Annotated in this window: 8 protein-coding genes; all 8 read right to left on the minus strand. The window is 39.3% G+C overall.

Going from position 1 to position 14,110, the window contains the following annotated elements:
- Positions 1 to 114: 114 nt before the first annotated feature.
- Positions 115 to 888 (minus strand): radical SAM protein, encoded by a 774-nt coding sequence (locus N5O98_RS04955; RefSeq protein WP_004298756.1) that lies wholly within the window; start codon positions 886 to 888, stop codon positions 115 to 117.
- 115 nt (positions 889 to 1,003) lie between these two features.
- Complete coding sequence (locus tag N5O98_RS04960) at positions 1,004 to 3,115, minus strand: DUF5117 and DUF5118 domain-containing protein (RefSeq protein ID WP_022199732.1); 2,112 nt, start codon at positions 3,113 to 3,115, stop codon at positions 1,004 to 1,006.
- A 25-nt stretch (positions 3,116 to 3,140) separates the two neighbouring features.
- Positions 3,141 to 5,489 (minus strand): zinc-dependent metalloprotease, encoded by a 2,349-nt coding sequence (locus N5O98_RS04965; RefSeq protein WP_015531908.1) that lies wholly within the window; start codon positions 5,487 to 5,489, stop codon positions 3,141 to 3,143.
- A gap of 15 nt (positions 5,490 to 5,504) precedes the next feature.
- Entirely contained in the window at positions 5,505 to 7,178 is a 1,674-nt protein-coding gene (locus N5O98_RS04970; RefSeq protein WP_022199733.1) for a PKD-like family lipoprotein, read from the minus strand.
- A 17-nt stretch (positions 7,179 to 7,195) separates the two neighbouring features.
- Positions 7,196 to 7,879, minus strand: a complete 684-nt coding sequence (locus N5O98_RS04975) for a DUF4843 domain-containing protein (protein WP_004316104.1) — start codon at positions 7,877 to 7,879, stop codon at positions 7,196 to 7,198.
- Positions 7,880 to 7,888: 9 nt separating this feature from the next.
- A complete protein-coding gene (locus tag N5O98_RS04980; RefSeq protein WP_004316103.1) occupies positions 7,889 to 9,412 on the minus strand; it encodes a RagB/SusD family nutrient uptake outer membrane protein in 1,524 nt (507 codons plus the stop codon).
- Positions 9,413 to 9,428: 16 nt separating this feature from the next.
- On the minus strand, positions 9,429 to 12,782 hold the full coding sequence (locus N5O98_RS04985; protein ID WP_022199734.1) for a SusC/RagA family TonB-linked outer membrane protein: 3,354 nt from the start codon (positions 12,780 to 12,782) through the stop codon (positions 9,429 to 9,431).
- A gap of 133 nt (positions 12,783 to 12,915) precedes the next feature.
- Positions 12,916 to 14,094 carry a FecR family protein gene (locus N5O98_RS04990; protein ID WP_022199735.1) on the minus strand — a complete coding sequence of 393 codons (1,179 nt, stop codon included), beginning with the start codon at positions 14,092 to 14,094 and terminating at the stop codon, positions 12,916 to 12,918.
- Positions 14,095 to 14,110 lie beyond the last annotated feature (16 nt).

Below are 14,110 nucleotides of genomic sequence, written 5' to 3' on the forward strand. Positions count from 1 at the left end.
CTTTTGGATGTCTGCAAACGACCTTTTCCACATCAAAAGCAAAAGCGTAACGACCACTCTTTCAGTTGAATCGCTACGCTTTTCTCAAATTTACTTTTTAGCTATCTGTTTATTTTAATAAGAAGCTGTTGCCGGAATACCTTCCTTTTCCAATAAAGCCACAATACGGTCTAACTCTTCATGCGTAGCCTTTTGCAAATCGTGGTCGGGAGTCTCCCGGTCAATCGTATAAATCATCACTTGACGGGGAGCGATTTCTTTCACTGCTTCTATCCAGGGGAGCACATACTTGTCGGATGTATTATCCATGTCTTTTCCCTGATAACCTCCTTTCAGAAACATCGTCTGTACGATACAGTTTCCTTTGAACTCTTTCATTCTTTCGATGATCTTCTTAACAGAATATTTTCCGTTAGGACGATCCAACAGATGAATGTATTCTTCATCCACCGTATCCAGTTTCAGGATATTATTATCTATCTTGTTCAGTGCTTCGAATACGGCAGGACGGTCGATAAATGTAGAGTTACTCAATACGCTTACTTTTGCTTTTGGGAAATACTTGTCGCGAAGCGCAAGTGTATCTTCTATGATTTCCGGGAAATGGGGATGCGCAGTCGGTTCACCGTTTCCGGCAAATGTCAGTACATCGGGAGCAGGGCCGTTTGCCTGCATGTCTTTCAGTTTCTCTTCGAGAGCCGTGCGGACTTCTTCACGGGTAGGAAGAAGTTTCTTCGTACGATGTTCGGCATTGAAACCACACTCACAATAAATGCAGTCGAATGAACAAACCTTACCGTCGTCCGGCAATAAATTGATTCCCAAAGAAACGCCCAAACGGCGGGAATGAATAGGGCCGAAGATGGGTGAAGGAAAAATAATAGTCATCTTATTCTAATTATTTATTCATAAATCATAGCAAAGATAACCCAAAACTTATAGGTTATTCTATCTGTACGACCATTTTTTCATCATCCCAAACAAATTATTACTCTAACGCCACTCAAGAAACCACACGGAAATATTGATCCATTCTTCTCAAAAGCAGAATATACATATCACGTACTTCCCTTTGGGAATGTGTCGTGCTAAGCTCCTCCAGTCTATCGTGCAGACTATGCAATTCGTTCGTTAAACGTTTCTTTATACTATTATGTTCAGTAGCTTCCTGCATAATATCCAGCCACGCTTCCAAACATATCAGCTGAATATCCATCTGTTCATAACTAACGGCAGACTGCGGATCAAAACCATTAAACAATCCTTTATAAAGATCCCGGAAAAAATCAATATCGTCATACCCCTTCCGGTCACTCTGCAACGCCTGCAATCGAAGAGCTGAAATTGTCTTTACACTCAACAATTGTTTGAACAACTTCGCCAGTTCCGGATACAGAAGATTGTTTCTTGTTTCCAACAAATTCTCTTTTACATAGGTACATTCCATCTTTTTAACAGAATGAAATAAATAGTTGTCCAAATCAAGCATTGCCTGACGCTGCGCATCTGCCGGTTGAGAACTACCCACCACCTTTGCCATTTCCATCAGATAACTCCCATACAGACGAATAGCTTTTCTGTATATATCAGTGAGCGAACTCCCTTTATCGTATTTCTTCCCCTTATACACAATCTTATCCAACCGACTCACTACAGTCTGTAAATCCGATATTTTGACCGCATAATCTTCTGGAAATGAAGAATTAGAATTCTCCTTCCCTGATGGTTGGAATAAACGAATGTGATCTGGTAAATTATGATCTATCCATTGGCGGAGCTTCTCCCGTTCATCATAACAATTTTGGTCTCCTTTGAAAGGATGATAGCCAAAATAAATAGTCCGGCAATCATCATCTCCAACTTTTAAAGTCTTTCCACACGAGCTTTTCGATAAACTTCTGCGCAAACCTAAAAGATATCCAATTTCTTCCGTTATTTCATTTTGCAACAATTCTTTTTCCACTTCTTTAGAATAACGGTCAGCCAGAATACGCGAATCCGAGGCACCGCAACTTAACAGATAGTCGTCTAATTTTCCTTTTAGGAATCCATGTCCGATATTCAGACGACATGAAAGTATTTCTCCGGTACGAGGATGACAGATAAAGTCACTTTTGATCCCCGGTATTCTTAAATCATAAGATATAAAAGCACGTTGTTCCGCCGGAATTATCTTTCGGTCTGCATACCTTACTTGTAAAGCATCATGAATACCTGCTTTATGGAAGGCGGTATTCCATGCTTCCACTCCTTCCTTTACTGCCTGGAAGTATTCCTTCGGAAAAAGAGTGTCTACATAGAAAGTAAGCGGTTGTGACATATCCCAACGAAGAATCAATGAATCTTCTACCATACAATAAGGATTTTGCGAGTAATCTTTGAAACTCAATGTCCGGTAAGGTATTCTGTAATCTGCCAAGCGGATCTGATCTTTTTTCAGAGGTAGCAAGCGTACTGCACAAGTGACTTCCAAAGGCATACTACCTTCAGGCAATATAATGGCAGAACTGGACAGCATATATCTTTCCGCTTCAACTCCATGATAGCGCCTGACCGTAAACGACACACCTTCCTTAAAAGGATGTATTTTCATTATTTCCGACAGTTCCGGAACCAAGGAACGAATAAAACTATCATTATAGCTGAACCAGTCATCGCCAGTCATCAGATACTCTGTTATCCGAATAATAGCTCCCTGCTCTTTTGAATAGGCCACCACTGGATAACTTTTACCGGCAGGTTGCATATTTGACAACGAGAAAGATTGCTGATATGTGCTTTTTTCATCTAAAATACGCTCTGTATAAAACGGTTTTTGAAAGCAAATTGTAGCTTTATCCGGAGATATAATACGCACTACTCCCAGTCCGTCAACCGGACGATTCAACAAATCAAACCCTCGGTCTATCTGTCCACTGACTTCAATTTCCCGCCCGATATATTTTTCGGGTATTTCCAAATAGATTTCTTTTTCCGCTACATACACAGGAAACACACCGTCGATCTTATCCATCCCGGCAACAAAAAACTCGTCAAATGACTTGACGAAATCCTGTGCCTGAAGCAAAGCTGTGACACACAACAATATACCAATCACATATCTTCTTCTCTTCATGAATTTCTTTATTTACTTTTCATCATTAAAACAAAATACTATCTACAAGAAACATTGCCCGTTTTTTGGCAACCGGATCCGTAATCTTATGGCTATAATCAAGACTTTCCTCCTTTATTCTATTCAAAGCCTGCATGATGGAAACCAATAATCTCGACGAAGTTATCTTTTCTGATCTATCCAACAATTTAACAAGTTTACTCACATAAAGCAGCTGCACTTTATACTTGGCGTCACTTACAGGAATATTGTCAGCCCATTCGGTAAATAATTCTTTATGTATGCTTTCCAAAAACTCATCTACAGACAACATATCCTCACAAACATTCTCCGTTCTTTCCACTTCCCGGAGGGAACGAATCATTTCCGACATCAGCTCTTCATAAAAGCGATCGAACTCCCGACTACCATTTATTTCTAATTTAGCGGTAAGTTTTTCATCAAACATCCACACAGGCGGTTGTAATATATAAGCCTGTATAAAGCTCATAACCTTCTTATTGTAATCGGCTTTTTCAGGTATGTAAATATTCTCATCATCCGGCTCAGCAAGACGTTTCCCGCCCAAATGAGACAAAACGTGCTGTACCCACTGTTTATAATGCTCCAATACCGCTTCATAACGCCCCTGTAATACACGCAAAGACGTTTTATCCGTCACATTCCAGACATCCGGATGTTCACACAAATATTTCAAGTTCTCTATTCCCTGTGTATTAACCATAACATGGTCATTACCCAAATCTTCTGCCTGAGCCCTTACATCCATTCTGCCCGAAAAATGTAACGAGGGATCTTTCTGTTTTTCCTGATTCCAAAGGCTCCTGTTCTTTTCTCTTTCAGAAGCATCTTTACCCGGAAATATACGGTAGCCCCATTCAATAGCCCACTTATCATATTCGCCGACACGTACCCGTCTGTTTCTCAAATCAACTTTATCTTGAGGACGCAAAGCATAATTACACCGCACATAATCCATTATGGAACTACCAATACTATATTGACTTAAAAAGTCATTATCACGTAATTGATCGATGGAGTAATGAGAACTACCCAGAAAGTTATGTTCCAACCCTAATGTATGACCCACTTCATGTGTCAATACTTGTTTTATCTGTTCGTATTGCAAAGAGTCCGGCAACTCTATATTCCATGCCTGCGGATCATTCGCTCCACATTGAGCAAAATACCATTTCTGTTCCAAATTCAAGACACTGCAAAAAATACCGATGTGGCAAGCTATAATCTCACCGGACCGGGGTTCGCATGGAGTCGGTCCATAAGCGTTATTTTGTCCTGATATCTTCCATGAGATGAACGGATAAGTACTGTCATAAATACTAAAATCAGGATCTTCCTCAACGGTAGGAGCCAGTCGCGCATCAATGGCGTTCTTAAATCCAGCTTTCTCGAAAGCCGGACGCCAGTCACGCACCGCTTCAATGATACAGTCGATGTACTTTTCCGGTGTATTACGATCTATATAAAAAATAATAGGTTGTATGGGTTCTACCAGTTCCCCCCTCATGTATCTTTCTTCATCTTCCGCCCTTATTTCCAGCCGCCATCGTTTGACAACAGATTTCCGAATAGCAGGCTGATTCCCTTGAAAACACTCCTTGCTGATAGAAAAATAAGCTCCGGTATTTGCAGCAACTGCCTCCAACGGTCTTTTTGACAGTAATTTTATGCAGATACCTGTATCCCAGTCTCCAATATAAGGAGGTGCAACAGGCTTACCTGGTATTTTCATTGACGAACTTCGATAAACTCGTGATGCGTGTATCAACAAGCGGTTGTCATATCCTTTAATTTCCTTGATATAATCTTTCTCTCTTAAACGCGTACCTATCAATAAATCAAAAGATACAATATCAAGAGTAAACAAAGGAAAATCTTTTAATACTTCACCAATCTCTATCAAGCTGCTTCCCTGATTCCTAGCTTTAATCGGTAATATCTTATAAAGCCTTTCGTTCCCACGTTGGGCGGCGATTTTTGCATACGTTCCTTCAGGATTTTCTATCACCCTCTCATATTGTGGATCCATCATCCACAACTCGTCACCCTGTTTACGGAAACTGAAAAATACCGGACCTATCATGTCACCCGCATATCCGAATTTCTTTTCCATATCCCGGTCCGGACGGGCAGGAGCTGTCAGGATAGTTGTCGTTACGGCAAACTCACGTCCAATCAATGAATCCGGGATTTCCCAATAGATATGTTTATCACTTCGGTAGGTAGTAAACATACCGGGAATAACTTCCACTGGTGCTTCTTCTTTAATAAAAGTTGTAATACTTTGCTGTTGCCCGTACAGACAAGTACAGACAACAGCAAGAAATACTGCACCGATAATTCCTTTTAGCATAAAGACCGGTTTATACTATTCATAATTATAGCTAATATCAACAATCTTCCCAATAGGCTGATCGGGATCTTCGTAAACACAAATGCTGTTTTCTTCACGAGCTACATCGCCCGCCACTGTCAATTGCAATTCGACAACTACACCTTTGTCAGCAGTATTGATACCCAACCCGAGAGACATACCTAGTTTCTCCTTATATTCGCCTATTTCCTCATCGTCATCTTCCTCTCTCACACTTTCAGGGTCCTTAAATTTAAAACTAACTATCTGTGCTGACGGATCAGTTTCATAAGTATAAAGTTCAATTGCCCTTCCGCGACCAAGATCAATGCGATATAATTTATTACCCGATGTCATAAATATAAGGTTTGCCGTATACGCGTAAGAAGCTGCAAATTTTGCTGTTTCTACATTTACTTCGGACGGTAAAGCAATCGTATACCGGGCAGCACAAATCGGATCTTCATCTTGCGCACTGAATTTAAACACAGTCAGCTCTTTTCCGTTATGGGGAGCAGCAATTGCATAAGCAAAATTTCCCCCGTTTCCTCCCGTAACAATGTCATGCACTTCTAAAGACGGATCAATCTTATTTGGATCAAAGACATTTGATTCATCAGACGACATTAAATATGTCCTGACAGGTTTCTGATCAGTCCATTTAGTTCCATAATTACGTATATCTTGAGTAGCCGAATTCGGTACCATATAATCGCTAAAACCCAGAATAGAGGAAGCAAGAAAACGATGATTTTCAGAATCAAAAAACAAATAGCCTCCTCCATACGAACCATAAGCGGAAATGGCGGGAAACTCACTTTCCTTTTTTACTGAGAATGGTACACAAAATCCATCCATAGGAGCACAATATGCTTTTCCACTATTCACAAACAATTCACCATGAGTACTCATCTTATAGAGCTCGATATTCAACGGTTCACCTTTTCCAGTCGGTTCAAAAAGTATTTTATTCGATGGATATCTCGTTATTAAAGTACTTGGAGTCAACAAGGCCAAGTCCCGATCGGTTACCACCATTAACGCCGGACTTACTTTAAAACCAAAAAAACCCAGCATACTACTTAAAAACGAATCCCCATAGTTTTTTCTTGCACTTACCGCCAAAGGTTTTCCTTCTAACGGAAATGACTGATTCAATTCTGATTTAAAGACATCCGGATAAACATAATATCCTTCCGGAGTACCCTCTATCGCTCCTAATACTCCCTTTCCTTCTTTTTCCTGCAATACAAACCAGCAAGGATTTAAAGGACGAATAATTGCAACTTCACCTATCTGATACCAGATTGTTCCATTCTTTTTATCCGTAATGACCAACATCAAACCTATATTTTCGGATTCATAAGGCTCGACTGTTACTTTACATTCTTTGCCTACGGAATAATCTTTATAATCACTAAGTCTGTCCGACCCCGCTTTCTTTCCTTCGATTGTTTTCTTCCATTGAAATACAAGGTTTTCCTCATTTTGCTCCAAAGTCTGAGAAATCTCGGGTATAATTGAAACTTCGACTGCTTCCTCTTTAGGCATACGTACCTTCGTTTCAGGTATTACGATATCCATCGTATTTACATCATGATAATCGTAATCTCCCTTGTCATCGTAACAGCCTGTTTGCAATAAAGCCGCTCCGATAAAACTTACTATACAGATGATATATTTCCTCATAACGTTTCTTTTTAATCTTATTCATATTCTATTTCATCACCCTCTTCACCTAAAATCGGTGGATTTCCCTCCTCCTTATATTCTCTATAAGCTTGCTTGATTACATCAATATCTTCATCTTCCAAATCATCCCATACACGTTGACATACATCCATAATAAACATATATTTAGCATCGCTATAACTGCCAAATCCCACATAATCACTCCATTCGGTCGGTTTCAACTCCCATCTGACATTTAAAACGATTTGATTCTTTTCTACCAGACCTTTATCAAACTGATGAAGAGGGTTATTCAAATCAAACTCCAGATAACAACCATAAACATTTCTACCTGCCTCTACTTTCGGACGATTTATTTTATAATAGAATATCTGGCAAACTGTATCAAGGTCAGTATATGTATACTTGCTTTCCAATAATACATCCACTGAATTCTGATAATCATTATTCGGAGTTACTTTCACACAGAAATCACGATTCTCTTTCAAAAAATCTCCTTGTATTCTTACCTCGAAACTGTCTACAGCATAAGGTTCTTTCTTCACATAATCCGTATCAACCAAAGTACGGACATGCGTAGTGCTACCATAGAAATTGATACGAGGTGTCTGGTCATATAAGTCTATCTCGTTTTCACTGCATCCTACATAAATGCCGCAAACAAGAATAGCTAAAACAAAATATATAATACGTTTCATAATGCTTCATCATTTAGAGTTGTTTCCAAAAATATACTCGTCATCCGGCAACGTCATCTGATAATGGGCTTCAGTCATCGTTTCAATCCCACAACCATAATAAGTGCTATAATTATGCGCTTTCAAGAAATAGAAAAGTTGACCTTCCGCGAAATATTCTTTTCTATATTCTTTCATTATCTCATTAATACGTTTAGTCTGGTTTTTGTCTTCTTCCGAAGTATTATCAAGGTCATCATATCCGGTAGTCGGTATTTCATCACTATAAGAGATACCACGTGCAAAACGTACGGTATTTAACGCGTCAGCACTTTCCGATGCAGAAGGAACACATTCTGCTACAATATAATACATTTCGGGTAAGCGTATCAAAGGGATAGCGTCAGCACCGGAATAAGCATATCCGCCATTCAAAGGTTTCTGATTATATTTTCTACAAAAAACATCTGTCCGACTTGCCCCATTAATAACCTCAAACATTTCCGTATTTTTTCTCCAGTCAGTATTCCCTGCATCGGCAGTTTCATAGAAGAATTTAAATTTATCTCCATCCAGATAGAAATGTTGCTGAGTATTGGTATTCTCCATATCCATATAATTTCCAATAAGCAAATTGGAGAATTCATTGACTGTTATTCCAAAGATTTGCTCTGCGTAGCGTATGGAATTGTAATTGGAAGCAGTCTGCGATTTATACAATGTAAAATACTTAGAGGCAGCAATCACTTGTTTAGCGTACTCTGTGGCCAATCCTTTACTTTCCGCATCACCTTTGTAACAATATACACGAGCCAGCATAGCTTTAACCGCATATAGATTCATACGAAACTCACGATTGACAAGAAAATGATTTTTATCTATAAAATCTTCATCCGTCTGATCGGTAAAGAAATCAAGAGGATCACTCTCTTTCAGTAATTTTTCAGCGTCATTCAAATCTTTGAGAATAGCGTCAACCACTTCACTGGCTGGTAAAACAGGAGTGGCATCCTTATCAAAAGCAATACGGTAGGGTATAGCTTTGGATGCAGGATGTTCTTTATAAACAGGACCGAACATACGCAACAAATCAAAGTGAAGAAAAGCGCGAAGCCCGAGTGCCTCTCCCTTCATAGTTTCATAATAGCGTTCGGTAACTAAAACATCTTTATTTTTGTCTACGTACTCCAAGAAGTTATTAATATTGGCTATGATGTTATACATCGTTGAGTAAATCCCATTCTTCTTACTCAAAAACATGTTCTCATAATCGAACACGATACTTTGGTCGAAAACAGCATTTGTATTATACCCCGGATAATCGGAATATAATCCTGCCAACTCATCCAAATAAGCATAAGTCAAGTCTCCGGCATATAATGTCGTGGTTCCCAACTTCAAATAAATACCTGTAAGCGCATCCTTAAATCCTGATTCCGACTCAAATTGCTTGTCGGTAGGAATAGAAGTCTTCGGAGATACATCCAACCAGTCGCTGCAAGACATAAGTCCCAGCATTGTTGTTGTTAATAGTATATATATTATCTGTTTCATACAAATAGGTTTTTAATTAGAAAGCAACATTCAGAGCAAATGTAAACTGACGGGAATACGGATAGTACAAACCTCTTTCGCGTTTCACTGTAGACCAATAGAAAAAGTCTTCCATATTAAACGTCACTTTGGCGGAGCTCAATCCCCAATGGCTGATAAATTTTGTATTAGTACGATCCATGCGATAGTAGACAGACAACGAGCTTCCCTGAAATATATTTTCATCCATGATAAACCGGGATGTAGCTTTCGTTTCCCAACCGCTCGGATTAAGAGCACGGAATTGTGCCTTGTCACCCGGTTTCTCCCAACGTAACTGGCTCACACGTTGGTCTACATTATATTTCAGATTGGCATTTTCCACCTTGTCAATCAAAGTCTGGTTATACACCTGACCGCCAAACTGGTATCTGAAACTAACATCCGCTCCCCAACCTTTGTATGTAAAGGAAGAATTAATATATCCTTGCCATGTAGGTTCCGTATTGCCGATAGGTACTACATCATTCGCACTCCAGTTAACGGCACTGGTCATTTCTCCGTTACGCTTTAATAATATTTCATCTCCGGAAGCGGGATCAATACCTAATGAACGTACTACCCAAATGCGGGAAAGAGATTCGCCTTCTTCATAACGTGGCAATGGTGTATCTTTCAGATTTGACGCATTCAGGTCATTCCTGTATTTCATTGCTTCCGATATCTCCAGCAATTTGTCTGTATTGCGAGAACCATTCACCGTAATGGTCCAATAAGCCTGCTTGGCAGTATTCTTATAAGGAATAGCCGAAAGAGAGATTTCCCAACCTTTATTCTCTATCTTACCCAGGTTTTCCGGATAACTGCCGAAGCCAAGAGAAGGAGCAAGACTTATATTGGCAACCATATTATCTGTTATTTTCCGATAATATTCCACACGTGCAGTAAAACGCTGATCGAAAAAACCGAGTTCCAAGGCAAGATTAGTACTTTTTGTAGTCTGCCATTTTAAACTTTCATTATGCATAGCCAAGATTTCCGAACCTGTTGCATCCGACGAGTAATAAGGAAGCAGTAAATTGGAATATGTATAATAACCATGTGCCTGATAAGGATCAAAACCTTGGGAACCGGTCGTACCGTATGTACCCCTCAAAATGAAATCGGAAATAAAAGATACATCTTTCAAAAAGTTCTCTTTTTTCAAATCCCAACGTAATCCGGTTGACCAGAAAGGAGCCCAACGGTTATTTTTTCCAAACTGTGATGAACCGTCCAAGCGTATATTAAAGTCGAACGAATACTTATATTTATAAGAATAGCCTCCAGCAGCTACCCAACCAATGGAGCGCGTTGTCCTCTCATCGCCCGTCACTTTCTCGTTATATTTCTTACCAAACAACAAGTTATCCATATTATCATTCGGGAAACCGGTCACATAGTTTCCATAAGTCTCCGAATTATTCTCCAATACACTCATGCGTGCATTAGCAGTCAGATAATGGTCTTTCAATTGCTTGTTCCAGCTTCCTGTCAAATCGATTCCCCAACTGACAGCTTCACTCTGGCTTCTGCGGTAATCACCTCTTAAGGTAGGATCGGTCACATTATCAAAAAGCGTATGTTGTGCAGGACGGAAAATATCACGATGTCCTACACTTTTGGACAAATTAAAAGCTCCTTCAAACCGTAATTCATTAGTAGGATTATATTCTACCCTGAAAAGTTCACGTACTGTGAAGTTCTTACTCTGATCTTTGCTGTTGAATGTCGTATTGTACATCGGATTCAGGTAGCTCGACTCACCACCCACTCCTTCAAAATTATCAAGCCGTTTTTGTATTTCTCCGTTCTCTCCATACGGACGCAGATAAGGATTCAAGCGGGTATATTCACTAAAACTTCCCCACGGAGACTCATTAGCCACCGAATTATCCAACGTAATGCTATTCTTTAACAACACCTTTTTCAGACGATACTGAAAATCAAGTGAACCGGTCAGTACATCACGTTTGCTGTCTTTCATCACACCCGGAGAACTATTATATCCGACATACATCCGATAGCGTAAGGCTTCATCACCACCTTCCAGCGTAACCGTATGTCGTTGTTGGAAAGCTGTTTGCAAAGGCTTGTCCAGCCAATAAGTATTTACTCCTGCCAGCACTTCACGCAATTTAGATTGATAGAGCTGCCATTTTTCAACTGTTTCGCCGCCGTATGTATAAAGTCCGCTTTGCAACTCTGCATCTATCTTCTCTCTTGCATTCATCAAGTTATACCCGGTCATATCCGGAGCTTCAATACGAAGTTCCCCACCATAAGTCACCCAAATCCGTCCCGGTTTGGGAGTCTTGCTTTCGATAACAATTACTCCATTTGCCGCACGCGAACCATAAATAGCCGTAGCTGCCGCATCTTTCAACACAACGATGGAAGCAACACGGTCGGGATCCATATCAGCAAGTGTCTGTATACTGATTTCAAATCCGTCCATGATAAGCAGCGGTTGATTGGCATAGGTCTCATATTCGCCCTGAACTGCCAGCACATCATTACTGGCAGAATTTAAATCTACCGTAGCCTGTGCATTCAAATCCATATTTGCACCGCCACGCATACGCATATCAGGCAGATTATTCGGATTAGACCCCATATTGATATTATCCATGATACGAAGCCCGGGAGCGACAGCAGCTATCGCTTTAGCCACATTATTCGTACTATACTTTTTCAGTTCTTCACCCTTGATAGTAACAGCAGAACCAGTGAATCCCTCTTTCTTTCTATTAAACATACCTGTCACCACCACTTCATCGAGTGCTTTTGTATCAGACTTCATCACTACCGACATATAGGATGAAGGATTCAAGAACTGAGTCTCCAAACCTACATACGATATTCTAACCCGACTATCTTTCGAAACATTAGAAAGCTGAAAATTACCATTATTGTCCGTGATAGCCCTAATATTATTGGCATCTTCTACGATAATAGTGGCACCGATAACAGGAAGTCCGTCTTCCTCGGAAAAAACTTTTCCTTTTACTTGTGAAAAAAACTTTTTAGAATCCTCTTTTGTGATATTGATGAATTGTCCGTCAATGTGGTATTTCAACGGATTTTTCCCGATAATCACTTTCAATGCTTCATCGACTGTAGCTTTTTCTACTTTTCCGGTAGAAGTATAAGAACTGATTTCATCGTAGATAAAAAGAACTTTATATCCCGATACTTTTTCAAAACGTTTAAAAATAGAGGGTAATCCTTCATTTTTAAACTCCATTGTTATTTGCTTTTCCTTACCTGTTTGCGCTTCAACACGCCATGAATAGGCAAAAAGGAAAAACAAGAACAAGACAATGAACTTTTGTGCTTGATTCTTTTTCATAAGCCCGAATAGTTAAATAATATTTCATTCTTTTAATTATATACGAAGTTTAAAAAAGAATGGTTACCCTTAAAAGAATTTATTTTTCAGAAATATATATTTCTATTCAGATTTATGACTTTTTGCTCGTTTTTTATTCAATAATTAGTTTTCCTGTTTCAAAATGAGCATGTATCCTCTCCATTCGATTCAATAATTCAATCAAGTGAAAGATGTCTTGGTGACGATTTGCAAAGAAATGCATACGAAGATCCATAATTTTGCTATTGCGGAACTCAATATCTATATTATACCAACGCCCTATTTCTTTCATCATGTCAACCAGGGCAACATCGTCAAAATAGAAAAATCCTTCCTTCCAATATAAAAATGATTCAATGTCCACCTCGTTCACAGCAAACGTTCCGTCAGAAGAAAGCTGTGCACTTTGTCCCGGCATCATTTCAACACTATGAATTCCACAAGTATCGCTAACAGCCACTTTTCCTGTAATGAGCGTAACACGGACATCAATAGGAGAGTAGCTACGCACATTAAATTCCGTTCCTAATACGCGAACCTGTAGATTTCCACTTTTCACAATAAAAGGATGTTTTGCATCTTTAGTAACTTTAAAATAAGCTTCACCTTCCAAAGAGACGACTCTTTCTTTTCCTTTAAAAATCGTAGGGTAAGCTAATCGGCTGTCTGAATTCAAGAAGACTTCGGTTCCTTCGGATAAAACAACTTTGAATGTCTCTCCCCTGGGAATACTTAATCTATGTATCTGTACTTTCTGCTTTCCTACTTCCTTGGTTTCTGTCTGAAGAAGAGCACGACTATAATCTATTTCTTTAGAAGACAACTGTGCAGTAGAGGAAGACGAAAGAGATTCTACCACTTCTTTTAGTGGTTTTATTTCCTTCTCATCATTCACTTGTAAAGTGACTTCTTGGGCAACATGATTGGCTTGAAACACTTGAATGATTTCCGGTTGCGACGAAATCATCATTGCACGCAAAACTAAAATTATGACAACAGCTGCCGCTACACCTGTGATACTGGCCCACAACAGCATGCGTGTATTTTTTCTTCGATCGTTTTTAGAATGTTTATTATGAAAATCTGCCAGTTCATTCCGGACATCAATTGCCAGCATATTTTGTTTTTTCTGCATCTCTATCACAATTTCTGTCAAATCAGAACATGCTTGCAAGCACTCCTCATCTTCTTTCAAATTATGTAATTGATCAGCAGTTATATGAGAACGATTCTCCATAATTTCCAGGAGTTCTTCTTCCGACTTGCTTATATTTATATTCTTTTCATCCATAAATAATGTATTCAAT

This window comes from Bacteroides sp. LFL-34, from assembly GCF_027257075.1.
Classification (GTDB): domain Bacteria; phylum Bacteroidota; class Bacteroidia; order Bacteroidales; family Bacteroidaceae; genus Bacteroides; species Bacteroides ovatus.

Excerpts from the sequence above, each read along its gene's own strand:
- N5O98_RS04955 (WP_004298756.1), bottom strand. The coding sequence starts at position 888 with ATGACTATTATTTTTCCTTCACCCATCTTCGGCCCTATTCATTCCCGC.
- N5O98_RS04960 (WP_022199732.1), bottom strand. The coding sequence starts at position 3,115 with ATGAAGAGAAGAAGATATGTGATTGGTATATTGTTGTGTGTCACAGCT.
- N5O98_RS04965 (WP_015531908.1), bottom strand. The coding sequence starts at position 5,489 with ATGCTAAAAGGAATTATCGGTGCAGTATTTCTTGCTGTTGTCTGTACT.
- N5O98_RS04970 (WP_022199733.1), bottom strand. The coding sequence starts at position 7,178 with ATGAGGAAATATATCATCTGTATAGTAAGTTTTATCGGAGCGGCTTTA.
- N5O98_RS04975 (WP_004316104.1), bottom strand. The coding sequence starts at position 7,879 with ATGAAACGTATTATATATTTTGTTTTAGCTATTCTTGTTTGCGGCATT.
- N5O98_RS04980 (WP_004316103.1), bottom strand. The coding sequence starts at position 9,412 with ATGAAACAGATAATATATATACTATTAACAACAACAATGCTGGGACTT.
- N5O98_RS04985 (WP_022199734.1), bottom strand. The coding sequence starts at position 12,782 with ATGAAAAAGAATCAAGCACAAAAGTTCATTGTCTTGTTCTTGTTTTTC.
- N5O98_RS04990 (WP_022199735.1), bottom strand. The coding sequence starts at position 14,094 with ATGGATGAAAAGAATATAAATATAAGCAAGTCGGAAGAAGAACTCCTG.